Here is a 23,637-nt window from a genome sequence, read left to right on the forward strand (position 1 = left end):
AGTACGATCCGGCACTGACAATCACCGGATCCGGCCGATCATCGCCTTACTCTGACGGTATGTCAGATGACGAGTCGTACGAACTGCTCGGGTTCGACAACGTGCTGCTGCCGGTCGGCGACCTGGCCGAGGCCGTCCTGTTCTACGAGCGGGCCGGGTTCACGGTCGGGTTCCGGCTCGACGAGGCCGGGATCGCCCTGCTGAAGGTCGGCGGCGAGACGCCGGGCCTCCTGCTGCGCCAGGAGGACGAGTTGGGGCACCGGCCGCCGCCGTGGCCCTCGCCCCGCCTGTGGCTGGAGGTGCCGGACGCGCGGGCGGCGGCGCGGAAGCTGGGTGACGCGGGGATCGAGACGCTCGACCCACCCTTCTCCGTGGCCACCGGCTGGACCGTCGAGATCGCCGACCCCTGGGGCAACATCGTCGGATTCACGGACTACTCCAAACGGCCGGAGCTCGGACGCAGACCGTGACCGGAGTGCCGCCCCGGACGTGACGCAGGCCTCACCGGACCTCGCCCTCATTGAGTTGAACATGTTCAAAGACAGGGTCTACAGTCTTCCCTGTCAGCGTTTTGAACGTGTTCAAGAAGGGGGAGGCCATGGACCGCACGGTCATCGCCTACGTCATCTACCTGGTCGTCAGCATCGCGCTCACCGTCTGGGTGGCCCGCACACTCAGCCACAACGGGCGCATCTTCCTCGCCGATGTGCTGCGCGGCAACGAGAAGCTCGCCGAAGCCGTGAACCACCTGCTGGTGGTCGGCTTCTACCTCGTCAACCTCGGCTTCGTCGCGCTGTATCTGAGCGACGACGACACCGTCCTCGACACCCGAGGCGTCTTCGAGGCCCTGTCGACCAAGCTCGGCGTGGTGCTGCTGGTGCTCGGCGTGATGCACCTGGGCAACGTCTATGTGCTCAACAAGATCCGGCGGCGCGGGGCGATGGAGCGCGAGCAGGTGCCGCCGGTCCCGCCGCAGGGCTGGGCCGCTCCGTCGGCCGGGGCCTGAGCCGACATGACCGCCGGGTACGCGGTGCGCGGGCTCACCGTCCTCTACGACGCCCAGTGCTCCTTGTGCACCTTCCTGCGGGACTGGCTCGTGAAGCAGCCCCAGTTGGTGCCCCTGGAGATGGTGCCCGCCGGGTCGGAGGAGGCCCGGCGGCGCTACCCCGGGCTCGACCACGGCGCCACCCTCGACGAGATCACCGTCGTCGGCGACGCCGGGCAGGTCTACAGGGGCAGCGCGGCCTGGATCGTCACGCTGTGGGCGCTGCGCGAGCACAGGGGACTCGCGCATCGCCTCAGCACTCCGGCCGGGGCACTGGTCGCCAAGGGGGCCGTGCTCGCCGCCGCGAACTGGCGCGGCGGTCAGAGGGGCGGTCGGTCCTATCGGGCGCAGGACGGATGGTCGTACGACCCGAGTTGGGGCTGGGCGTACAACCCGCCTGGCTGTGGGGACGGTACCTGTACGACCACACGGTGAGGCCGGGCGCGGACGGCTCCCTTTCGGACTCCGTCCCGGACGCGCCCTTCCAAAACCCCGCTGGGATTGGCACGCTGCCCCAGGTTCACCCTGCGCACTCGCACCGGCTGTCGGCTGCCGGGCGGCCGTCCGGTCGCCCGGTCCCCCCATCGCAGAAGGAGTCCGCGTGAGAGGCATACCCCGCATACCCCGCATACCCCGCTCCGTCCTCGGCGCCCTGGTCGGCGTCACCGCACTGCTCACCACAGGCGCCCTCGCCACCCCCGCGGGCGCCGCGCCGCAGCCCGGCACCTCCACCGGCGTCAGCTCGGTCCCGGCCGGCGCACAGCAGCAGGCCCGTGACTTCTGGACCGCGGAGCGGATGCGCGCGGCGACTCCGCTCGACCTGGTCACCGTCGACGGCCACTTCGACGGCGGTGCGGCGCCCCTCAAGGGGCAGGCGACCAAGGTCGCGCCGACCACGCCGACCGAGATCGGCCCGACGGCCTTCCCGAACGGCGGCGGCCAGTGGACCGGCGGCGGCGCGGTCGTCTCCACGGCGGGCCGCGTCTTCTTCACCTACCAGGGCCGTACGGCGTCCTGCTCCGGCAATGCCGTCACCAGCAACAACAAGAGCACCGTCATCACGGCAGGGCACTGTGTGAAGCTGGAGGGCGCCTGGCACACCAACTGGGTCTTCGTGCCCGGCTACCACGACGGACAGGCCCCCCACGGCCGCTGGACCGCGTCGAAGACCCTGTCCACACCTCAGTGGACGGCGAGCGAGGACATTAACTACGACGTCGGCGCGGCCGTCGTCGCCCCGCTGGACGGCAAGCTCCTGACGGACGTCGTGGGCGGGCAGGGGCTGGCCTTCAACACCGGCTACAACCTGCGGATGTACTCCTTCGGCTTCCCGGCCGCCGACCCGTACGACGGCGAGAAGTTCATCTACTGCAGCGGCACCACCGACCGGGACTTCCTGCTGTCGAACGACCACGGCATGAACTGCGACATGACGGGCGGCGCCAGCGGCGGCCCCTGGTTCACGCAGTTCGACGAGGCCACGGGCAAGGGCCTGCTGTCCTCGGTGAACAGCTTCAAGTACAACTTCCTGCCGACCCGGATGTACGGCCCGTACTTCGGGGCCGACGCCCAGAACCTGTACCAGACGGCACAGGCCTCCTGACGGTCGGCCGAAACGGCACTCGTTAGGCTCTCGTTCCGTGTCCTCGAAGAACGACCGCCCTGAACAGGGCGACGCGCCCACCAAGTCCGAGCAGACCCGTGCCCTGATCCTGGAGACAGCCATGCGGCTGTTCCAGGAACGGGGCTACGACAAGACGACCATGCGGGCGATCGCCCAGGAGGCCGGGGTCTCGGTCGGCAACGCGTACTACTACTTCGCGGGCAAGGAACATCTGATCCAGGGCTTCTACGACCGGATCGCCGCCGAGCACCGGGCGGCGATCCGGGGCGTCCTGGCCAGGGAGACCGACCTGGAGGCACGCCTCGCGGGTGTGCTGAAGGTGTGGCTGGACATCGCCACGCCGTACCACGAGTTCGCGGTGCAGTTCTTCAAGAACGCCGCCGATCCCGACAGCCCGCTCAGCCCCTTCTCCGCCGAGTCGGAGCACGCGCGCGTGGAGGCCATCGCCATCCACCGGGAGGTGCTGGCAGGAGCGACGAAGACCAAGGTGCCCGAGGAACTGCGGGACGTCCTGCCCGAGCTGATGTGGCTCTCCCAGATGGGCCTCGTCCTGTACTGGGTCTTCGACCGCACCGAGGGCCGCGAGCGCAGCTACCGGCTCGCCGAGCGGGGCGCCCGGCTGACCGCGCGGGGCGTGTCCCTGGCACGGTTCCGGGTGCTGCGGCCCCTGGTGCGCGAGGTGCATGAGCTGTTCACGGACTTCCTGCCGGGGATGACGAACGCCATCCCGGACCCGGCCAAGAAGAAGGGGCCTTCCGGCAAGGGGGCGTCCGCCGAGGACGAGCGCCCCTGAAACCGCCTCCGGCGCCCTTCAGTTGACGGCGTCCACCTCTCCCTCGGCCAGCTCCACGTCGTGCACCAGCGGCCCGTCCGTCACCACCACCTGCCCGGCCCGGGACCCGTACGACTCGGCGCTCGTCGCCAGCAGATAGGTGCCCGGCGCCGGCACCGAGACGATGTACGAGCCGTCGGCCAGGGACGACACCCCGTCGAGGCGGCGCCCGCCCTGCGTCAGCAGCGTTACGGCGGCGCCCTCGACCGGTTCGCCGTCGGGGGTGCGGATGAAGCCGTGGACGACGGAGGAGCGGCCCTCGCCGACCGGTTCCTCCTCGGCCGCCGGCGCCTCCTCCTTCGGCTCGACCGCGAGATGCGGCAGCCGCTTCTCCAGCCAGTCCGGCAGCCACCAGTTGGACCTGCCGAGCATGTGCATCGCGGCCGGCACCAGTGCCGTACGCAGGATGAAGGCGTCCAGGGCGACGGCCGCCGCGAGTCCGATGCCCGCCATCGCGCCCTCCATGTCGCCGCTCAGCACGAACGCGCTGAACACGCAGATCATGATCAGGGCGGCGGAGTTGATGACCCGGCTGGTCTCGGCGAGGCCGACGCGCACCGCGCGCGCGTTGTCCTTCGTGTGCACCCATTCCTCGTGCATCCGGCTGACCAGGAACACCTGGTAGTCCATGGAGAGGCCGAACAGCAGGGACAGCATGATGACCGGCAGGAAGGAGGTGATCGGGCCCTCCTTGCCGACGCCGATCAGCTCCGTGCCCCAGCCCCACTGGAAGATCGCCACCAGGACACCGAAGGACGCGGCGGCCGCGATGAGGTTCATCAGGGCGGCCGTCAGCGGCACCACCAGCGAGCGGAAGGCCACCATCAGCAGCAGGAAGCCGAGGGCGATGATCGTCGCGACGAAGTACGGCAGCCGGTCCGCCGTCACCGCCGCGAAGTCCTTGAAGACGGCCGTCACTCCGCCGACATGGGCCTCGGCGGCCCCGGCCCGCGGGATCACGTCGTCGCGCAGCCGGTCGATGAGCTGGTCGGTCTGTTCGGACTGGGGTGAGGTCGTCGGGACGACCTGGATGACCGTGACGTCGTTGGCGGGCGGCAGGGCGACCGCCTGGGCGACACCCTCGGTCGTCCGGATGCCGTCGACCAGACCGGCGGGCGCGTCGCCCTCCACGACAACCTGGAGGGGCCCGTTGAAGCCGGGCCCGAAGCCCTCGGCGAGCAGGTCGTAGGCCTGGCGGGTGGTGGTCGACTCCTGGTGGTTGCCCTGGTCGGTGGCGCCCAGGCGCAGCGACAGCACGGGGATCGCGAGGATCGCCATGACGACGACGGCCAGCGCCGCGACCGGACGCGGGCGCCTTTGGACGTACGACGACCAGCGCGCCGCGAGCCCGCTCGCCTCCGCCGGTTCCGGTCCCGCCACGGCGAGCCGGTGCCGCTGCCGGCGGCTGAGCACCCGCATCCCGAGCAGGCCGAGGAGGGCCGGCAGCAGGGTGATCGCGGCCAGCACGCTGAGGACGACGGTGAGCGAGGTGGCGACGACCACGCCGTCCAGGAACCGCATGTTCATCACCAGCATGCCGGCGAGGGCGATGCACACCGTGCCGCCCGCGAACAGCACCGCGCGCCCCGAGGTGTTGAGGGCGGTCACGGCCGCCTCCTCCGGCTTCATCCCGCGCAGGATGCCGCGCCGATGCCGGGTGACGATGAACAGGGCGTAGTCGATGCCGACGCCGAGGCCGATCAGTGAGCCGAGCAACGGGGCCACTTCGGGCACGTCGGTGACATGGCTCATCAGCATCGTCGCGATCATGCCGGTGCCGACGCCCGCGATCGCCACGACGATCGGCAGCAGCATCGCGAACAGCGACCCGAACGCGAGGAACAGCACGACCGCCGCCGCGAGGATGCCGACCGCCTCCGCGATGCCCTGCGGCGGCTCCTGGGTGCGCGCGACGGCCTGGCCGCCCAGCTCGACCTGGAGTCCGCCCTGTTCCGCGGCCTGCGCCCTGTCGACGACGTCCTCGATCAGTTCCTTGGGGATCGCGTTCGCCTGCTCGGTGAACGTGACCTGGGCGTACGCGATCCGCCCGTCCCGGCTGATCTGCGCGGCCCCTTGTGCCGCGTACGGGTCGGTGACCTCACCGACCCCCTTCATCCGCCCGATCTCCCGCAGGGCGGGCTCGATCCGGGTCCGCACGGAGTCGTCCCGTACGGACCCCTCGTCCACCTTCCACACCACCATGTCGGTGTCGCCCGCGCGCTCCGGGAAGGCCTTCTCCATCAGGGCGTACGCGGTGGCCGAGTCGGTGTCCGGGAGGGAGAAGTCGTTCGCGTAGTTCGTCCCGGCGCTCGAACTCGCCGCGCCCAGGCCGAACAGTGCCCCCAACCACAGCAACAGGACCACCAGCCGGTGCCGATAGCACCACCGTGCCAATGCCGCCACGCTCAACGCTCCTTATTCGGTTCGGATGGTCCCCCAGGTCCTGGGCAACAGCATTGGCGTCGGCACGCACGCGTGGGCATGCGCGGGCCATGACTCTCAAGGAACTCCAAAGCGCGGGCCCACCCCGTTGTCAGTGGGCCCGCCGATACTGGGGGCATGACGACGGGTTCTGGCACCGTGCTGGTCGTGGAGGACGAGGAGAGCATCGCCGACGTCCTCTCCATCGCCCTGCGCTACCACCGGTTCGAGGTCATGACGGCGGGCACCGTCCGCGAGGCGCTCTCCCTGGCTGAGCGCACACGCCCGGACGCGGCGCTGCTCGACGTCATGCTCCCGGACGGCGACGGCCGCGCCCTCGGGCGTGAACTGCGCGAGCGCCGCCCGGATCTGGCGCTGGTCTTCCTCACCGCACGCGACGCGCCCGCCGAGATCGTCGGCGCCCTCGGCTTCGGCGACGACTACATCACCAAGCCGTTCGACGTCGACGTGGTCATCGCCCGGCTGACGGCCGTCCTGCGCCGCACGCGCCCCGCCGACGTACTGACACAGCGACCGCCGCTCAGCTACGGCGACCTGGAGCTGGACGAGACGACGTATTCGGTGCGCCGCGCGGGCCGCACCGTCGAGCTCACCCCCACCGAGTACGCCCTGCTGCGCTTCCTGGTGCGCAACGGCGGCCGGATCGTGCCCAAGGAGCAACTCCTGCGCCATGTCTGGCAGTACGAGCACACACCGCCCGAGTCGACCGTCGTGGAGACCTACATCAGCTATCTGCGGCGCAAGCTGGACGCCCTGGGGCCGCCGGTGATCACCACGCGGCGCGGCGTCGGATACGGGCTGGCATGAGGCTCCCCTGGCTCTCCCGCGTCGGCCGCCGCCGTGGCATCCACTCCCTGCGCGGCAAGCTGACCCTGGCGAACGTGGCGCTGCTGGCCCTGGGCATCGTCGTGGCGACCGCGGTCAGCCTGATGACCGCGCGGTTCTATCTGCTCGACAAGGTCGACAGCGAATTGAAGAGCGCGCGCTCCACCCTGGGGCACGCGGGCTTCACCCTGCGCCAGATCGAGTCGCTGAGCGAACTGGGCGTCGCGCTGGACAAGTTCACCGACGGCGGCGCCCGCGACACCGATCCGCTGCCGAGCCCGAGCATGGTGTACGTCGCGGTCGACTCCGCCGGGCAGCCGGTGGCCCTGGGCCCGCTGACGCCGACACCCCGCCAGCACGCCCTGGCCGCCGCCGCGAAGGACCCGGTGGCCCTCGCGGCGGCCGAGGACCCGAGGGACGTACGGGTCGAGGGCGACCGCTACCGCATGGTCGGCGCGCAGTTGTCGGACGGCACCATCGTGCTGATCGCCGTGCCGACCGAGGGGCTGCACGAGGGCATGGGCAAGGCGCTCAAGATGGACCTGGCCGTCGGCACCCTGCTGCTGGCGCTGCTCGCCTGTCTGACCATGATCAGTGTGCTCCGCTGGATGCGGCCGCTGGAGGACATGGTGGAGACCTCGTCGGCCATCGCCGACGGCGATCTGACCCGGCGGATCCCGTTCAGCCGCGACTCGACCCTTGAGGTGGAACAGCTCCGGGTCGCCCTCAACACCATGCTCCACCAGGTGGAGTCGGCGCACCGCACGCGCGAGCGCAGCGCGTCCCAGCTGCGCCGCTTCGTCGGCGACGCCTCGCACGAACTGCGCACCCCACTGGCCGCGATACGCGGCTATCTCCAGCTGTACGAACGGGGGATGCTGACGGAGCCCGCCGAGCGCAAGCGGGCCTGGGACCGGATGAACGGCGAGGTCGACCGCATGGGGCGCCTCGTCGACGAGCTGCTCACCCTGGCCCGGCTCGACCAGCGGCCCGAACTGCGTTTCCGCAACGTCGACCTGAGCCGGCTGGTGCGCGACGCCGCCGAGGATCTTCGGGTGCAGCAGCCGGAGCGGCCCCTCACGGTCGGCGCCGAGGGCACCCTGCTCGTGCGCGCCGACGAGTCGGGGCTGCGCCAGGTGCTGGGCAATCTGCTGAGCAACGTCCGCACCCACACCCCCGCCGATGTGCCGGTGCGGCTGGGCGTGGAGCGGGTCGACGCTGCCGTACGGCTGTGGGTCGAGGACAAGGGGCCGGGGCTGTGCGAGGAGGACGCGGGGCGGGTCTTCGACCGGTTCTTCCGGGCCGGCGGGGGTGCGGGCAGCGGGCTGGGGATGGCGATCGTGCAGGGGGTGGTGGAGGCGCACGGCGGGGAGGTGGCGGTGCGGACCGCGCCGGGTGAGGGGCTGGCGGTGACGGTGACGCTGCCTACGGCTTCACGGTCGTAACGGCCGGGCCCCCTCTCAGGCCTCGGCGAGCACCAGTACCCACACCGTCTTCCCGTGCCGTCCCCTGCTCCACACCCCCCAAGCGGCGGCCAGGTTCTCCACCAGATGCAGACCCCGCCCGGCCTCCTCCCACTCCCCCACCACCCGTAGCCGCGGCTCCAGTTGGCCCTCGTCCGACACCTCGATCAGACAGGAGCCGTCGGCGAGCGCGGTCACGGCGACCTCGAACTCACGCTCCAGCAGCGGGCCGTGGCGTACGACGTTGGTGGCCAGCTCGGAGACGAGCAGCACCGCGTCCTGAAGCGCCGCATCCCGTGGCCCGTGCCCCCAGTCGGCCAGGTGGTCCCGGACCCGGCGCCGGGCGAGCCCGACCGACGCCGGATGCCGGGGCAGCCGGAAGGCGTTGCGTCTCAACACGTTTGCTCCTCACCCCACGCACACCTCCGTCACATGGTGCAGCGCGGGGCGCCCCCCTTGCATCACCAGGGGGATTGTCAAGGCCGCGAGATCGCGTCAGATACGGGTGAGGCGCCAGAGGCGGAAGACACCGGTGCCGTCGGAGAGGTACTGCCCACCGCCCACCGCCTCGCTGGCGACGACGTACTCCTTGGCCTGCCACAACGGGATCACCGGCACATCGCGGGCGACGGCCGCCTGAAGCGAGCGGAAGTCCTTCGTGGCCTGGCTGCGGTCGGCGTACTGCTGGCTGGAGGTGATCAGTTGGTCCACGGCCTTGTCGCTGTACCCGGTGTTCATGGTGGCGCCCTTCCCGACCAGAGGGCCGCCGTAGGTGTCCGGGTCGGGGAAGTCGGCGACCCAGCCGACGGCGTACGCGTCGAGCTTGCCGCCGGCCCAGCGCTTCTGGAAGTCGGTCCATTCGTAGCCCTTGACGGTGACCTTGAACAGGCCGCTCGCCTCCAGTTGCCGCTTGAGCTCCGTGGCCTCCTCGGCGGCCGCGGCGCCTCGTCCGGTGCCATAGCCGTAGGTGAAGCGGACGGGCAGGCTCACACCGGCCTCGGAGAGCAGGACGCGGGCCTTGGCGGCGCTCAGCTTGGGGTACGCGTCGAAGAACGACGTGGTGTGGCCGGTGATGCCGGTCGGGATCAGCGAATACAGCGGGTCGACCGTGCCCTTGTACACGGTGGCGGCCAGCCTCTCGCGGTCGATCAGCCAGGCCATGGCCTGCCGGACCCGGACGTCGTGCAGCGGCGAGTTCGCGCGGGTGTCGAAGTACAGATTGCGGATCTCGGAGCTGTCGGCCTCGGAGACGCGCTGGCCCGGGTCGGCGGCGTTCAGACCGGCGAGGACCTCGGGCGGCAGCGTACGGGTGGCGACATCGATCCGCTTCGCCTTCCAGGCCTCGTCGAGGGCGTCCGCGTCGCCGTAGTACCGCAGTTCGACGGGATGACCGGTGCCCACGGCCCCCTTGTACTGCGGGTTGGGGGCGAGGACCGCCTTCTCGTCCTTCGTGTACGAGGTCAGGGTGTACGGGCCGGTGCCATCGACAGCGTTGTCGGACCGCAGGGCATTGGCCGGATATTTCTCCCGGTCCACGATGGCGCCCGCCCCGGTGGCGACCTTCAGCGGGAACGTGGCGTCCGCCGACGTCAGATGGAACGTGACCGTCCGGCCGCTCGCGCTCACCGAGGCGAGGGTGTCCAGCAGAGCGGACGGGCCGACGTCCGACTTGATCCGCTTGACCCGGTCGAAGGAGAACTTCACATCCTGGGCGGTCATGGCGCGCCCGCTGGGGAAGGCGAGTCCCTCCCGCAACTCGCAGCGGTAGGTGCGCAGATCGGTGCCGTCGAAGCCACAGTTCTGCGCCGCGTCGGGCACCGGTGTGACGCCGCCCGGCTCGAAGGTCATCAGCGACTGGAAGACATTGTTGAACAACGCCCAGGAACCGGCGTCATAGGCGCCCGCCGGATCGAGCGATGTCACGGCGTCCGTCGTGCCGACCGTGATGGTGCTGTCGTCGTCCTGCTGCGACGGCAACAGCTGCCAGCCGCCCACTCCCACGGCCGCCAGCACCAGCAGCGTCGCGAGAATCCGCATGCGAACCGAACGCATGGGTGTGCCCTCTCCCCAGGCCCGCGAAGGGCCCCCGCATGAGCAATGGATTTTTCCCATTGGTTTTCCGCCACTCCCCTAAGTGGCGGCCACACCTAATCACACGGGTTTCATCAGGGGGAAGAGGATTCTGGCGACATGGGAAAGAACTTACCTACGGGTGTTTCCGGCAGGTTTCACAGGCCGTTCACAGAGTCGGGGGGCACGCTCTCAGGCCTGACGGGACGCCAGCTCTATCACCGTGATGTCGGACTCCGCGCCCACGCGCGTGGGCGGGCCCCAGGCGCCCGCGCCCCGGCTGACGTACAGCTGCGTGTCGCCGTACCGCTCCAGACCGGCCACGGTGGGGTTCGCCAGGCCGGCGACGAGGTTGCCGGGCCAGAGCTGGCCGCCGTGGGTGTGGCCGGAGAGCTGGAGGTCGACGCCGTGGTCGACGGCGTCGTGGATCTGGACCGGCTGGTGGGCGAGGAGCACGCACGCGCGTGCCTTGTCCCGGTCGCCGAGGGCCTTGCCGAAGTCGGGGCCCTGGCCCTCGCTCTCGCCCGAGACGTCGTTGACACCGGCGAGGTCGAAGTGGGGCAGTTCGGTGCGGGCGTTCTCCAGCGGGCGCAGGCCCAGGCGGCGCACCTCCTCGACCCACTGCTCGGCGCCCGAGAAGTACTCGTGGTTGCCGGTGACGAAGTACGCGCCGTGCCGTGCGCGGAGCCCGGCGAGCGGGGCCGCCGCCGGGCCGAGATCCTTCACGCTGCCGTCCACCAGGTCGCCGACCACGGCGATGAGGTCGGGCTGGGTGCCGTTGATGGTGTCGACGACCTTCTGCGCGAAGCTGCGGCCGAGAACCGGGCCCAGATGGATGTCGCTGACGACCGCGATCCGGTAGCCGTGCGCCGCGCGCGGGAGCTTGGCCAGCGGGACGGTGACTCGCTTCACCGTCGGCCCGTTCAGCACGCCGTAGGTGCCGTAGCCGACGGTCCCCACGGCGGCAGCGGCGGCGCCGCCGGCGAGGACTCTGGAGACGAAGAGACGGCGGGTGGGGGTGGCGAGGGGGCGCTCGGGGGGCGTGGGGGGTGCGGAGTCCGGGGTGGTCGTCGTCGGCCCGGCGGTCGTCGGTGCCGGTGATGTGGCGGGTGTCACTCCCGCCGACATCAGCTCCGGCTCTGGCTCCGGTTCGGCCACGGTCTCCTGGGCGCCCGCCCGCCGGTCGAGCCACCGGCGCAGCAGGGGCCGTACGAGCTCACCTGCCAGCACTCCCAGCAGCAGGTACAGCGCGAGCGCGAGCCACAGGAAGCCCGGCCAGGCCAGGACCTGCTGGAGCCAGAACGGCGCGCCCGAGCGCTCGGCGACGAGGGCGCCGACCGTCAGCGCCCAGCCACCGGCGATCACCACCACGCCCGCGCGGCGCACGAACCCAGGACCGCGGGTCGTGTCGCGGAACAGACGGCGCCACACCCACCAGTTGCCCGCCACCACGACGGACAGCACGAGCAGCGCGACGAGCGCGAAGACGATGACCACGCGGACGTTCCCTTTCCCTTGCGTGACGAGTGAACGTCCCGGGACCTGGCCGAGTTCCTATGACGTCCGGCGCAGTGCGCGCACTGAACGCAACCCGATGACGCCGACGACCGTCCCCAATACGAAGGAGACGACGGCGAGCAGCAGGTGCACCCAGAAGTACGCCGTGGGGTGGCCGTCGTCGAACGCGAGCCCGCTGCTGTCCTTGATCAGGTTTTTGACGAAAGTGACCCAGATGACCCAGCTCCACACCCCGAAGGCGAGCAGGAACCAGGAGACGGGGCGGCTGAGCTTCATGAGTTCAGTATCGCCGTCGCGTATCCGGTCCTCCGGGCGGGGTGGGGACAGAAGCGGGACTTCCATGGCAACGGCATGTACGTTCTCCGTCGTGCCCGCACCCAAGAAGACCTCCAGGCGAGCCCTGCTGGTCGCTTCCGCCGTCGTGTCGTCCCTCGCGCTGACCGTGCCCGTCTCCCACGCGGCCCCCAAGCCGACACCGAGCACGAGCCCGTCGGCCACTCCCCCGGCGAACATGTCGACCGTGGGCGGCGAGCGGCTGGGGCAGGCCGGCACCCAGGCGAACCTCGCGAGCGGCGTCCCGGTGCTGCCCAAGGATCTGACCGCCCGTTCCTGGATCGTCGCCGACGCCGAGTCCGGCGATGTGCTCGCCGCGCACAACGCGCACTGGCGGCTACCGCCCGCGAGCACCATGAAGATGCTGTTCGCCGACACCGTGCTGCCGAAGTTCCCGAAGAGCACGAAGCACAAGGTCGTGCCGTCCGACCTGGCGGACGTCGGGTCCGGCTCCAGCCTGGTCGGGATAAAGGAGGGCGAGACCTACTCGGTCCACGACCTGTGGCTGGGGGTCTTCCTTCGCTCCGGCAACGACGCCGTGCATGTGCTGTCGAAGATGAACGACGGCATCGACAACACGGTCAAGGAGATGAACGAGCACGCCGAGGAGCTCCAGGCCCTCGACACGAACGTGGTGTCGCCGGACGGCTACGACGCTCCGCACCAGGTGTCGTCGGCGTACGACCTGACGCTGATCGCCCGTTCGGGGCTGCAGAAGAAGGACTTCCGCGAGTACTGCTCGACCGTGACGGCGAAATTCCCGGGTGCGACGGCGAAGAACAAGAAGGGCAAGTCGGTCCGCGACTCCTTCGAGATCCAGAACACCAACCGGCTGCTGGCCGGTGACAGCGACATCCCCGTCTACCAGGGCATCGCGGGCGTCAAGAACGGCAACACCACGAACGCCGGAGCCACCTTCACCGGAGTGGCCGAGCGGAACGGCAAGGTGCTGCTCGTCACGGTCATGAATCCGGAGAAGAGCGAGCACAACGAGGTCTACAAGGAGACCGCTCGGCTCTTCGACTGGGGCTTCCAGGCGGCCGGCAAGGTGCAGCCGGTGGGTGAGCTGGTGCCGCCGAGGAGCGCGGCGCAGGCCAGCTCCCAGCCGGGTGCGAACGACTCCGGGGAGGCCGGGGGCGCCGGGGACTCCGGGAAGTCCTCCAAGGCGGCCGTGGGTGCCGCGGCCGCGGGTGGTTCGAGCGGCGTCGGGGTGGCGATCGGGATCACGGGCGGGGTGCTGGTGCTGCTGGCGGCGGGCGCGTTCCTGATCAACCGCCGCTGGCCGCTGCCGGACCTGGTGCGGCGTCGGGGCCGTTCCTGACGGGCTCGACGGTGTCCTCCTTGCTCTGCGTCGCCGTCCAGGCGGCGCAGAACACCACCAGCTTCGCGGTGAAGTTGATCCACAGCAGCAGGGCGACGGGCACCCCGAACGCGCCGTACATGCTCTTCGTGGCCACGCCCTGCATATAGCCGCTGAGCAGCAGCTTCAGCAGTTCGAACCCGATCGCGCCGATCAGCGCGGCCTCCATCAGCCGGCGCCGGGGCGGTTCGACGCCGGGCAGCAGGGTCAGGACGTAGAGCAGCAGCAGGAAGTCGGCGAACACGGCCACGAGGAACGCGGCGATCTGGAGCAGGATCCCGCCCCAGCCGCCCTCGTCGATGCCCATCTGCCGGGTGATCCAGCCGACCAGGGCGGAGGCGACCGTGGAGGCGGCGAGCGTCACCAGGACGGCGCCGCCGAAGCCGACCAGGACACCGGCGTCCTTGGCCTTGCGCAGGACCGGGTTCTCCTCCGGGTCGGGCAGCTCCCACACGGCCCGCAGGCACTCGCGCATGGAGGTCACCCAGCCGATGCCGGTGAACAGCAGGAGGGCGCCGGCGATGAGACCCACGGTGCCGGCGTTCTGGACCAGGGTGCCGATGTTCAGCTCATCGGCGATGCCGGGCACCTGGTCGGCGATCTTGTCCTCCAGCTTGTTCTGCTGCTCCTTGCTGAGCGTCGCGGCGGCGATCGCAGCGGCCAGGGTGAGCAGCGGGAACAGCGCGATGAAACTGGTGAACGTCATCGCTGCGGCCAGCCGTGTCCACTTCACGCGGTCCATGCGCTCGTACGACCGCCACGCGTGCGTGGTCATCAGCCAGGCCACCGCGGACCCGACGACGGGGATTTTTTTCAGCCAGTCCATGATCCGACTCTGCCCTCCACACGGAAGACCAATGTCCGAGTGCCCCAAAACCGCAGGACGGTAGCCAGCGCCATACCGATTCCGGCCCCGGAGATGGTGTCCGCGCGCTGCGAGGTGAACCCGAGGCCGTAGTGGCTCACGGCGAGGCAGAGCAGCTGTACGACGGCTCCGACGACGTTGACGACGAGGAACACGGCGTACGGGCGCAGGCCGCTCGGCCGGGTGCGGCGGTAGGTCCCGAGGGCGTTGCCGGCGTAGGCGACCGTGCAGCCGGCGGCGAAGGAGAGGGCCTTGGCGGTGAGGGGGCCGAGTGCGGCGGGGCCGCGCAGCCAGGTGAACAGGGCGAGGTCGACGGCGTAGGCGAGGAGGCCGACGGTGGCGAAGGCGAGGAGTTCTTGGGGGGTGGGTCTCGGGGTGGCGGGGTCGCTCCGTGTGGCTACCAATTGGCCACCGCCAACCCGTACATCGCCAGCCACACCATCCCGATGACGGCGAGCGCGCGGTCGCGCAGTACGACGTCCTCCGGCTCGCCCGCCGTGCCGCGGTCGGCGAAGACGGCGTAGCGCAGGATCGCGAGGATGAAGGCGACCACGGAGAGTTGGCGCCAGGGCAGCAGGCCGGTGTGCGGAGCGCTGCCCTCCTCCAGTGCCCACAGGCAGTAGCCGAGGACGGCGACCCCGGCCGCCAGCTGCCAGACGAAGCGCAGATAGCCGGTCGTGTACTCGGTGAGCAACGCGCGCGTGGCGCCCGCTTTCCCCGCCATCTGCACGGCCTCGGAGTAGCGCTTGGCCGAGACCATGAACAGCGCCCCGAACCCGGTCGTGATCAGGAACCAGCGCGAGAGCGGGATGCCGAGCGCGAGCCCGCCGGCCATGGCCCGCATCAGGAATCCCGTGGTGACGACGGCGAGGTCGACGACCAGGACGTGCTTGAGGCAGACGCAGTACGCCAGTTGCATGCCGATGTACGCCGTGAGCAGGGCCGCGACGAGGGGTGAGGTGAGCCAGGCCGCGACGACCGGCGCGAGGACGGCCAGGACGCCTCCGACGCCGTACGCGACGGGCACGGGGACCTGCCCGGCGGCGACCGGTCGGTGCCGCTTGGTCGGGTGGGCCCGGTCCGCCTCGACGTCGCGGGCGTCGTTGATGAGATAGACGGCGGCGGCGCAGGCGGTGAACAGCGCGAAGACGAGGGCGAGTTGGAGCAGGGCGTGGATCGAGAAGAGCCGTCCGGCGGCGGCCGGGGCGGCGATGACCAGGATGTTCTTGACCCACTGCTTGGGACGCGCGGTCGTGACGATGCCTCGCAGCAGCGCGCGGAGACCGCGCTTGCGGGGCAGTGGTGCGGGAGCTCGCGGGGGCGTGCGCTGCCCGTGGAGCGCCGCTTCCCTGGTGCGCGCGGCGCTGGTGAGGGGCGCGGCCTCAGGCATGGGCGCCCCCTTCTCGCATCCAGCCCGTCCCGACGCGCGCGGTGAGCGCCCCGAGCGCCGCGCCCGCCGCCACGTCCGAGGGGTAGTGCACCCCGACGACCAGACGGGACAGGCACATCGCGGTGGCGAGCGGCGTGATCGCGTACGCGCCGAGCGCGCCGTAGGCGACGGCGGCGGCCGCCGCGGAGGCCGCGTGGGAGCTGGGGAAGGAGTGCCGGCCGAGGGTGCACACCAGGGGCTCGACATGCGCCGGGCGCGGGCGGCGCACCACCCTCTTCACACCCATGCTGGCGAGGTGCGCACCCGCCGTGAGCGCCGTGCCGCGCAACCAGGCACCTCGTCGCGCACCGTCCACGGCGGCCCCGGCGAGGCCCGCCGCCAGCCACAGCGCACCGTGCTCGCCCGCCCGGGACAGGGCGCGCGCGGCGGTGGCGACGCGTGGATCACGGCCACGCGCGTGCACCACCGAGAGGATGCGACGATCCGCGCCCCTGAGCCGTCGATGGTCCATGTCGTCGAGGTGGTCCATGTGGACTCACTGTTCACGCCGACACAGCCAGAACTACGACAATATTGGGCGACATCCCATTAATCACCCATTTCGGGGAGAGCGGTGATGTTTCATAACTGATCGCCCGCACAGGGGCGCTACGGTCGCCGACATGTCTGCCGACACCGTCTCCGTCTCGGGATGGGGCCGCACCGCCCCCACCAACGCCCGTCTGATCCGCCCCAGGACGTACGAGGAAGCCGTGACGGCCGTCCGGGGCTGCGGGACCCGCGGGAGCATCCCGAGGGGCCTGGGGCGGGCCTACGGGGACGCGGCGCAGAACGCCGGCGGCACGGTGCTGGACATGACGGGCCTGGACCGTGTGCACGCGATCGACGCCGACAACGGCATCGTGCTGTGCGACGCGGGCGTCTCCCTGCACCGGCTGATCGAGGTGCTGCTCCCGCTCGGCTGGTTCGTACCGGTCACACCCGGCACCCGCCAGGTGACGGTCGGCGGCGCGATCGGCGCCGACATCCACGGCAAGAACCACCATGTGTCGGGCTCGTTCTCCCGCCATGTGCTGTCGCTCGAACTCCTCACCGCCGACGGTGAGATCCACACCGTGGGCCGTGACACGCCCCTGTTCGACGCGACCACCGGCGGCATGGGCCTGACCGGAGTGATCCTCACCGCGACGCTCCAGCTCCAGCCGGTGGAGACCTCGCTGATGACGGTCGACACGGAGCGCGCGCGGGACCTGGACGACCTCATGGCCCGCCTGACCGCCACGGACGACCACTACCGCTACTCGGTCGCGTGGATCGACCTGCTTGCGCGCGGCACGGCGACCGGGCGGGCCGTACTCACCCGAGGCGACCACACACCACTGGAGGCGCTGCGCGAGGGCACACGCGCGCGTAGGGACCCGTTCGCCTTCCACCCCTCCCGCCTGCCCGCCCCGCCCTCCTTCCTCCCGGAAAGGCTCCTGAACCGCCGTGGCGTGGCCCTGTTCAACGAGCTCTGGTACCGCAAGGCCCCACGCGCGCGTACCGGCGAACTCCAGCGGCTCGCCGCCTTCTTCCACCCGCTGGACGGCGTGCCGCACTGGAACCGGATCTACGGCCGGGGCGGCTTCGTGCAGTACCAGTTCGTCGTCGGACACGGCCAGGAGGAGACCCTGCGCCGGATCGTGCGGCGCGTCTCCGAGCACCGCTGCCCGTCCTTCCTGGCGGTCCTCAAGCGCTTCGGTGACGCCGACCCGGGCTGGCTGTCCTTCCCCGTGCCCGGCTGGACGCTGGCCCTGGACATCCCCGCCGCCCTGCCCGGTCTCGGTGCCTTCCTGGACGCGCTCGACGAGGACGTGGCCACCGCGGGCGGACGCGTCTACCTCGCCAAGGACTCCCGGCTGCGGCCCGAACTGCTCGCCGCGATGTACCCGCGTCTGGAGGAGTTCCGCGCCCTGCGCGCGGAGGTCGACCCGCGCGGGGTGTTCGTGTCGGACCTGGCCCGCCGTCTCTCCCTCTGACCCACCAGCCACGTCTCTAGGAGCTGTCGTGAAGGACGCCTTCGGCATCCCCCAGTCCCTGCTCGTCCTCGGCGGTACGTCCGAGATCGCGCTGGCCACCGCACGCCGCCTGATCGCGCGCCGCACCCGCACGGTCTGGCTGGCGGGCCGCCCGTCGCCCGCCCTGGAGCAGTCGGCGGCCGACCTGCGCGCCCTGGGGGCCGACGTACGTACGGTGGCCTTCGACGCGCTCGACCCCGAGTCCCACGAGACGGTGCTCGGCAAGGTCTTCGCGGAGGGCGACATCGACATGGTGCTGCTCGCCTTCGGCATCCTCGGCGACCAGGCGCGCGACGAGCGCGAGCCCCTGAACGCGGTACGGGTCGCGCAGACCAACTACACGGGCGCCGTGTCCGCCGCCCTGGTCGGCGCCGGCGCACTCCAGTCCCAGGGCCATGGCTCCCTGGTGGTCCTCTCCTCGGTCGCCGGCGAGCGGGCCCGCCGCGCCAACTTCATCTACGGCTCCAGCAAGGCCGGCCTCGACACCTTCACCCAGGGCCTCGGCGACGCCCTGCACGGCACCGGCGTCCACGTCATGGTCGTACGCCCCGGATTCGTACGCTCCAAAATGACCACCGACCTGGAAGAGGCTCCGCTGGCGACCACCCCGGAGGCAGTGGCGACGGCGATCGAGCTCGGCCTGCGCCGCCGCTCGGAGACGGTGTGGGTCCCGGGCAGGCTCAGGCTGGTGATGTCAGCCCTGCGCCACGTACCGAGGAGTGTGTTCCGACGCCTGCCGGTCTAAGGACGGTCCAGGGACCGCGGGCAGCGCCCTACGGCACTTCTGTGGCCGCGCCCCAACGCTCCACATGACCGCCCTGCGGCGGCACCACCGATCCCCCGAACGCGAAGTCCCGCAACCTGCGCCACACCCCGTCCGCGCCCTGCTCATACAGAGCGAACCCGGTGCAGGGCCAGCCCGCCTCATAATCGGCGAGCTCCTCGAAGGCACGGTCCATCGACTCCTCGTCGATGCCATGGGCGACCGTGACATGCGGGTGGTACGGGAACTGCAGCTCACGAGCGACGGGCCCCGAGGCGTCCCGCACCTGCTTCTGCAACCAGGTGCACGCCTCGGCACCCTCGACGACCTGCACGAAGACGACCGGCGACAGCGGCCGGAAGGTGCCCGTGCCGGACAGCCGCATCGGGAAGGGCCGCCCGGCGGCCGCGACCTCCACGAGATGCGCCTCGATCGCGGGCAGCAGCGAGGAGTCGACCTCGGTCGGCGGCAGCAGCGTGACATGCGTGGGGATGCCGTGAGCCGCGGCGTCGCCGAAGCCCGCGCGCCGCTCCTGGAGCAGGCTGCCGTGAGGCTCCGGGACCGCGATCGACACGCCGATCGTTACGGTCCCCACGTCGTCTCCTGTCGTCTGTTGGTGAGCATGAGTGGCCGCCGTGGCAGCCACTCGGCTATCGACTGTACGGCTACGGCCGGGCTGCGGGCAGGCGCAACCGTAGTGATATGCAGCGCTGTACGGGCTCAGTGCTTGGCGGGCAGGAAGCCCACCTTGTCGTACGCCTGGGAGAGCGTTTCCGCCGCGACCGCGCGCGCCTTCTCCGCGCCCTTGGCCAGGATCGAGTCCAACGTCTCCGGATCGTCCAGATACTGCTGGGTGCGCTCCCGGAACGGCGTCACGAACTCGACCATGACCTCGGCGAGGTCCGTCTTGAGCGCACCGTAGCCCTTGCCGTCGTACTTCTGCTCCAGTTCCGCGATTCCCGTCCCCGTGAGGGTCGAGTAGATGGTGAGCAGGTTGCTGACGCCCGGCTTCTCCGCGGCGTCGTAGCGGATGACGGTGTCGGTGTCGGTGACCGCGCTCTTGACCTTCTTGGCCGTGGCCTTGGGCTCGTCGAGGAGGTTGATGAGGCCCTTCGGCGTGGACGCCGACTTGCTCATCTTGATCGACGGGTCCTGAAGGTCGTAGATCTTCGCCGTCTCCTTGAGGATGTACGGCTTCGGGACGGTGAAGGTCTGGCCGAAACGGCCGTTGAAGCGCTCGGCGAGGTCGCGGGTGAGCTCGATGTGCTGGCGCTGGTCCTCGCCGACCGGGACCTCGTTGGCCTGGTACAGCAGGATGTCCGCGACCTGGAGGATCGGGTACGTGAACAGGCCGACGGAGGCCCGGTCGGCACCCTGCTTGGCGGACTTGTCCTTGAACTGGGTCATGCGGGAGGCCTCGCCGAAGCCGGTGAGGCAGTTCATGATCCAGGCGAGCTGGGCGTGCTCGGGGACATGGCTCTGGACGAAGAGCGTGCAGCGCTCGGGGTCGAGACCGGCGGCGAGGAGCTGGGCGGCGGCGAGCCGGGTGTTGGCGCGCAGCTCGGCCGGGTCCTGCGGGATCGTGATCGCGTGCAGGTCGACGACCATGTAGAACGCGTCGTGGGTCTCCTGCAGAGCCACCCACTGGCGGACGGCGCCGAGGTAGTTGCCGAGGTGGAACGAGCCTGCGGTGGGCTGGATTCCGGAGAGCACGCGGGGTCGGTCAGAGGCCATGCTCACCATTCTCTCAGGTCTCGGGGTCCGGTCCGGAACTGGTGGGAAACAGATGGGAACCGATCCGTCTTCCGCGGTGTAACAAGAGTGTGAGAACGCGGGAGGGGGGCCGCATCGTCGATGAGGCCGCGGTGATCGCACGCGTACGCGCCGGGGAGCCGGAGGCGTATGCGCAGCTGGTGCGGGCCCATACGGGCATCGCACTCAGGGCGGCCACCGCGCTCGGGGCGGGTGCGGACGCGGAGGACGTGGTGCAGCAGGCCTTCGTCAAGGCGTACTGCTCGCTGGGCCGGTTCAAGGACGGCTCGGCGTTCAAGCCATGGCTGCTGGCGATCGTGACCAATGAGACGAGGAACACAGTGCGTACGGCGGCCCGCCAGCGCACCCTCGCCGGGCGCGAGGCGGCGTTCGTGGAGGCCGAGCCGCTGATACCGGAATCGGCGGACCCGGCGGTGGCCGCGCTGGAGATAGAGCGCCGTGCCGCGCTCCAGGCCGCCCTGGAGAAGCTGAGCGAGGAGCACCGCCTGGTCGTCACCTACCGCTATCTCCTGGAAATGGACGAGTCCGAGACGGCCCAGGCCCTGGGCTGGCCCCGGGGCACGGTGAAATCCCGGCTGAACCGCGCCCTGCGGAAGCTGGGCCGACTGCTGCCGGACTTCGAGCCTCGGGAAGGGGGTGATGAGCGTGAGTGACGGACACCAGCCCTACGACGATGACGGCCGGGGGGCGTACGAGAGCGACGGACCGCAGGCGTACGGGCGTGAGCGCGCCGGGGGCGGCGAAGGCACCGATCGGCAAGGTGGGCGCGTCGGCGGCGGACGCGCCGGTGATCAGGGGCGACGTGGCGATCCGGCAGGGCTGGCCGAGGAGCTGCGGGCGCTCGGGCGCTCCCTCGACACGCCGGATGCGGCGCACGCGGCGGACGGCGCCGAGACGATGGTCGAGCGGGTGCTGGGCCGGCTTCTCGCCGAGCAGGTGCCCGTACCGGTGGCCGAGCCGCCGGGTGCGGCCGAGCGACTACGGGCGGTGCGGCGCTGGACACGGGTCCGGTGGCGTTCGCTGACGGCTGCGCTGTGCGGCCTGTTGACGGTGCTCGTGCTCACGCCCCCGGTGCGGGCGGCGGTCTTCGACTGGTTCGACTTCGCCGGGGTCGAGGTGCGGTACGACCCGTCGGCGGTGCCGTCACCGGGTGCCGAGGTCCCCGGCTGCGGCCACTCGATGTCGCTCGCCCAGGCCGAGCGCCGGGCCCGCTTCGAACCACTGGTCCCGCGGGAGCTCGGTGCACCGGACACCGTGGCGGTGACGGGTGAGCCACAGGGACGGTCCGTGGTCAGCCTGTGCTGGCGCGAGGACGGGCGCACGATACGGCTGGACGAGCGCCGGGCGAGCCTCGACATCGGCTTCGCCAAGACGGTGCGCGAACCACCGGAGTGGATCTCGCCGGGCCCCGACGCGGCGGGCGGCGCCACCTCCGACCCGGCCCTGTGGTTCGCCCGACCCCACCTGCTGACGTTCTGGCTGGTGGACGGGAACGGAGACCGCTACACCCGCGAGGAGCGGACAGCCGGTCCCACGCTGCTGTGGACGCACAGAACGGAGCAGGGCGAGACCGTCACGCTGCGTTTGGAAGGGGTGGCGTCCAAGGAGCGGGCGATGGATGTCGCGCGGTCGGTCGAGGGGGCTTCCGGGGCGCTGTCGCGGTAGTCGGCAGAGACCGGAAATTCGTGGGATCGGGATGGGAACCCAGGTGGGTCGAGCGGTGTACCAGAAGTGACAAGCGGCTCGGGGACGGGCCGCACGGGGATCGTTCGGGTTGGGGGTTCGGATGTGCGGACATGAGATCGGCCGCTGGGGAGACGGGCGGCGCGGTTGGAGGGGCCGGTGTCGTGAACTCACGGCGCTGACCGGGGCGTTGACGGCGGCGCTGGCCCTGTTGCTGTGGGGCGCGGCAGCACCCGCGTCGGCCGGCGGCCCGACGAGCGTGCTCCTGGTCTCCCCGGAGAGCACGGAGACAGCTTCGCTGTACTACTCCGACAAGGAGTACGGCGAGCTGGATCGGCTGCTCGGCACACCGGGCAGCGGCACCCGCACCAAGCCGCCCGAGGCCGGCCTGACCGCGGCCCGGCAGATCAATGTCACTTGGATGGTCCATGACGTGTCGCCGTGGCGCCTGGACCAGGTCTACCCGATGGACGACGGGAAGGACGTCTGGATACACACGGCGGCGCACCTGGACAGCACGACGAACGGCACCTGGCACCGCAGCGAGCACCCCACCCGTCTGCGCGCTCTGCTCACGAAGCTGGGCCTGATGGGCAAGGCATCGTCCGAGGGGCATGCGGCGATCTTCCCGCCCTCGGACGAGGTGGCCGGATCGGACGACGATGCGCAGGAGGCATCCCCGGCCCGGCCGGGGTCAGGGTCGGATGACGGCACCGACTGGTGGTGGGCGCTGCCCGGCGCGGCGGCCGGAGCGGTGCTCGCACTGGTGCTGCGCCCCTTCGCCGCGCGACTGCCGATTGACCGTCTGCGGGGCGAGCCGGGACCGAGGCAGGAGCTGCGGGACGTATGACGGCTGACCTGGGTGGACGACTGCGGCTCACCCTGCTCGCGTCGGTGGCGGTCGTGATCTCGGCGACGCTGGCTCTGTGGGGCTCGGCCACGACGGCCGCGGCCGTCCCGGCGCAGCAGCGGGACGTCCCCGACGTGGCGATGGTCATCGCGGGCGGCACGGGGCAGACGAGGACACTGCGCTCCGGCGAGACGGCCTTCGCCGGGCTCTGGCAGCTGCTGGAGCCGATGTACGTGGGGACGCAGCGGGTGCCGGAGGACTGGGTCGAGGGGCGCCATCCGCCGATACGGATCACCGTGATCTGGGGACTGACGGGAGTCGGCGGCTGGCCACAGACACATCGGGCGCCGGGAGGGGATGTGGCCGTCCAGCGGCAGGACCAGCTCTTCGTGGCCGAGGACGGCACACCCTGGGTGCGTTCGGATCTGGCGCCGGACGTGGTGGACGACGACATCCGCTGGCATCGGGCCCCGCGCGCGGTCTTCGAGCGGCTGGACCAGGCTGGGCTGCTCGGTGATGCGGAGGATCAGCTCACCGAGGGCGCCGGGAACAGGGCAGCCGGGGGCGCCTGGTCCGGCTCGGTGCCGGGTGATGCCGGGTGGGCGTTGGCGGGGCTGGCCGTCGGGGTCGCGGCCGGGGTGGGCGGGACGCTGTGGATACGCCGCGCGGCGGCCCGGCCGGAAGCCGGACCGCCGCGGGAGGAGCCACGACAGGAGTTGATCGATCTGGACCGGTGAGGCCCTT

General features: G+C 70.9%; 25 protein-coding genes. 14 read left to right on the plus strand and 11 right to left on the minus strand.

What is annotated here, in order from left to right; genetic code table 11:
• Positions 1–59 precede the first annotated feature (59 nt).
• The 5 genes from IE325_RS25675 (at position 60) to IE325_RS25695 (ending at position 3,462) form a co-directional block, all read left to right on the plus strand.
• Positions 60–470 (plus strand): VOC family protein, encoded by a 411-nt coding sequence (locus IE325_RS25675; protein WP_190072418.1) that lies wholly within the window; start codon positions 60–62, stop codon positions 468–470.
• 128 nt (positions 471–598) lie between these two features.
• Positions 599–1,006: a hypothetical protein gene (locus IE325_RS25680; RefSeq protein ID WP_190072598.1), complete on the plus strand. Its 408-nt coding sequence runs from the start codon at positions 599–601 to the stop codon at positions 1,004–1,006.
• 6 nt (positions 1,007–1,012) lie between these two features.
• The gene (locus tag IE325_RS25685) at positions 1,013–1,480 is read left to right on the plus strand and encodes a thiol-disulfide oxidoreductase DCC family protein (RefSeq protein ID WP_190072419.1); all 468 of its coding nucleotides are present in this window, start codon (positions 1,013–1,015) and stop codon (positions 1,478–1,480) included.
• A gap of 166 nt (positions 1,481–1,646) precedes the next feature.
• Entirely contained in the window at positions 1,647–2,648 is a 1,002-nt protein-coding gene (locus IE325_RS25690; protein ID WP_229912017.1) for a trypsin-like serine peptidase, read from the plus strand.
• Positions 2,649–2,685: 37 nt separating this feature from the next.
• Positions 2,686–3,462, plus strand: a complete 777-nt coding sequence (locus tag IE325_RS25695; protein WP_190072420.1) for a TetR family transcriptional regulator — start codon at positions 2,686–2,688, stop codon at positions 3,460–3,462.
• An 18-nt stretch (positions 3,463–3,480) separates the two neighbouring features.
• On the opposite strand, the gene IE325_RS25700 is transcribed toward IE325_RS25695, so the two are convergent.
• A complete protein-coding gene (locus tag IE325_RS25700; RefSeq protein ID WP_190072600.1) occupies positions 3,481–5,895 on the minus strand; it encodes an MMPL family transporter in 2,415 nt (804 codons plus the stop codon).
• Positions 5,896–6,060: 165 nt separating this feature from the next.
• On the opposite strand from IE325_RS25700, the gene IE325_RS25705 reads away from it, so the two are divergent.
• A complete protein-coding gene (locus tag IE325_RS25705) occupies positions 6,061–6,750 on the plus strand; it encodes a response regulator transcription factor (RefSeq protein WP_190072421.1) in 690 nt (229 codons plus the stop codon).
• Positions 6,747–8,213, plus strand: coding sequence for a sensor histidine kinase (locus IE325_RS25710; protein ID WP_190072422.1), 1,467 nt, complete (start codon positions 6,747–6,749; stop codon positions 8,211–8,213). The genes IE325_RS25705 and IE325_RS25710 overlap by 4 nt, the downstream gene beginning before the upstream one ends.
• Before the next feature lie 15 nt (positions 8,214–8,228).
• Here IE325_RS25710 and IE325_RS25715 read toward each other — a convergent pair whose 3' ends face one another.
• From IE325_RS25715 to IE325_RS25730, 4 genes are all read right to left on the minus strand, one after another.
• The gene (locus IE325_RS25715; RefSeq protein WP_190072423.1) at positions 8,229–8,630 is read right to left on the minus strand and encodes an ATP-binding protein; all 402 of its coding nucleotides are present in this window, start codon (positions 8,628–8,630) and stop codon (positions 8,229–8,231) included.
• Between the two features lie 96 nt (positions 8,631–8,726).
• Complete coding sequence (locus IE325_RS25720) at positions 8,727–10,283, minus strand: ABC transporter substrate-binding protein (protein ID WP_190072424.1); 1,557 nt, start codon at positions 10,281–10,283, stop codon at positions 8,727–8,729.
• A gap of 210 nt (positions 10,284–10,493) precedes the next feature.
• Positions 10,494–11,798: a metallophosphoesterase gene (locus IE325_RS25725; protein WP_190072425.1), complete on the minus strand. Its 1,305-nt coding sequence runs from the start codon at positions 11,796–11,798 to the stop codon at positions 10,494–10,496.
• Between the two features lie 57 nt (positions 11,799–11,855).
• Positions 11,856–12,161, minus strand: a complete 306-nt coding sequence (locus IE325_RS25730; protein WP_506005355.1) for an SCO4848 family membrane protein — start codon at positions 12,159–12,161, stop codon at positions 11,856–11,858.
• Between the two features lie 25 nt (positions 12,162–12,186).
• Between IE325_RS25730 and IE325_RS25735 the strand changes: the two genes are divergently transcribed.
• The gene (locus IE325_RS25735) at positions 12,187–13,473 is read left to right on the plus strand and encodes a D-alanyl-D-alanine carboxypeptidase family protein (protein ID WP_350895611.1); all 1,287 of its coding nucleotides are present in this window, start codon (positions 12,187–12,189) and stop codon (positions 13,471–13,473) included.
• Here the strand turns inward: IE325_RS25735 and IE325_RS25740 are convergent.
• The 4 genes from IE325_RS25740 to IE325_RS25755 are packed head-to-tail and all read right to left on the minus strand — an operon-like array spanning position 13,421 to position 16,296.
• Positions 13,421–14,338 (minus strand): YihY/virulence factor BrkB family protein, encoded by a 918-nt coding sequence (locus tag IE325_RS25740; RefSeq protein WP_190072428.1) that lies wholly within the window; start codon positions 14,336–14,338, stop codon positions 13,421–13,423. The genes IE325_RS25735 and IE325_RS25740 overlap by 53 nt on opposite strands.
• Positions 14,326–14,781 carry a GtrA family protein gene (locus tag IE325_RS25745; RefSeq protein ID WP_229912018.1) on the minus strand — a complete coding sequence of 152 codons (456 nt, stop codon included), beginning with the start codon at positions 14,779–14,781 and terminating at the stop codon, positions 14,326–14,328. The genes IE325_RS25740 and IE325_RS25745 overlap by 13 nt, the downstream gene beginning before the upstream one ends.
• Positions 14,775–15,767: a decaprenyl-phosphate phosphoribosyltransferase gene (locus tag IE325_RS25750; protein ID WP_190072430.1), complete on the minus strand. Its 993-nt coding sequence runs from the start codon at positions 15,765–15,767 to the stop codon at positions 14,775–14,777. Before IE325_RS25750 ends, IE325_RS25745 begins: the two co-directional genes overlap by 7 nt.
• Entirely contained in the window at positions 15,760–16,296 is a 537-nt protein-coding gene (locus tag IE325_RS25755; protein WP_190072431.1) for a phosphatase PAP2 family protein, read from the minus strand. The genes IE325_RS25750 and IE325_RS25755 overlap by 8 nt, the downstream gene beginning before the upstream one ends.
• Positions 16,297–16,429: 133 nt before the next feature.
• Here IE325_RS25755 and dprE1 point away from each other — a divergent pair, with 133 nt between their 5' ends.
• Positions 16,430–17,785: a decaprenylphosphoryl-beta-D-ribose oxidase gene (dprE1, locus tag IE325_RS25760; RefSeq protein ID WP_190072432.1), complete on the plus strand. Its 1,356-nt coding sequence runs from the start codon at positions 16,430–16,432 to the stop codon at positions 17,783–17,785.
• Between the two features lie 28 nt (positions 17,786–17,813).
• Positions 17,814–18,569, plus strand: a complete 756-nt coding sequence (dprE2, locus tag IE325_RS25765) for a decaprenylphospho-beta-D-erythro-pentofuranosid-2-ulose 2-reductase (protein WP_190072433.1) — start codon at positions 17,814–17,816, stop codon at positions 18,567–18,569.
• A 28-nt stretch (positions 18,570–18,597) separates the two neighbouring features.
• On the opposite strand, the gene IE325_RS25770 is transcribed toward dprE2, so the two are convergent.
• A complete protein-coding gene (locus tag IE325_RS25770) occupies positions 18,598–19,182 on the minus strand; it encodes a 2'-5' RNA ligase family protein (protein WP_190072434.1) in 585 nt (194 codons plus the stop codon).
• Between the two features lie 125 nt (positions 19,183–19,307).
• Positions 19,308–20,321 carry a tryptophan--tRNA ligase gene (trpS, locus tag IE325_RS25775; RefSeq protein ID WP_190072435.1) on the minus strand — a complete coding sequence of 338 codons (1,014 nt, stop codon included), beginning with the start codon at positions 20,319–20,321 and terminating at the stop codon, positions 19,308–19,310.
• 89 nt (positions 20,322–20,410) lie between these two features.
• Here trpS and IE325_RS25780 point away from each other — a divergent pair, with 89 nt between their 5' ends.
• The 4 genes from IE325_RS25780 to IE325_RS25795 all read left to right on the plus strand — a co-directional run bounded on the left by IE325_RS25780 (position 20,411) and on the right by IE325_RS25795 (position 23,630).
• Positions 20,411–21,013 (plus strand): RNA polymerase sigma factor, encoded by a 603-nt coding sequence (locus IE325_RS25780; RefSeq protein WP_190072436.1) that lies wholly within the window; start codon positions 20,411–20,413, stop codon positions 21,011–21,013.
• Positions 21,000–22,025, plus strand: coding sequence for a hypothetical protein (locus tag IE325_RS25785; RefSeq protein WP_373315213.1), 1,026 nt, complete (start codon positions 21,000–21,002; stop codon positions 22,023–22,025). The genes IE325_RS25780 and IE325_RS25785 overlap by 14 nt, the downstream gene beginning before the upstream one ends.
• Positions 22,026–22,146: 121 nt before the next feature.
• Positions 22,147–22,893: a hypothetical protein gene (locus IE325_RS25790; protein ID WP_229912021.1), complete on the plus strand. Its 747-nt coding sequence runs from the start codon at positions 22,147–22,149 to the stop codon at positions 22,891–22,893.
• Positions 22,890–23,630, plus strand: coding sequence for a hypothetical protein (locus IE325_RS25795; protein WP_229912023.1), 741 nt, complete (start codon positions 22,890–22,892; stop codon positions 23,628–23,630). Before IE325_RS25790 ends, IE325_RS25795 begins: the two co-directional genes overlap by 4 nt.
• Positions 23,631–23,637 lie beyond the last annotated feature (7 nt).

Source organism: Streptomyces lanatus, from assembly GCF_014655715.1.
GTDB classification, from domain to species: Bacteria; Actinomycetota; Actinomycetes; order Streptomycetales; family Streptomycetaceae; genus Streptomyces; species Streptomyces lanatus.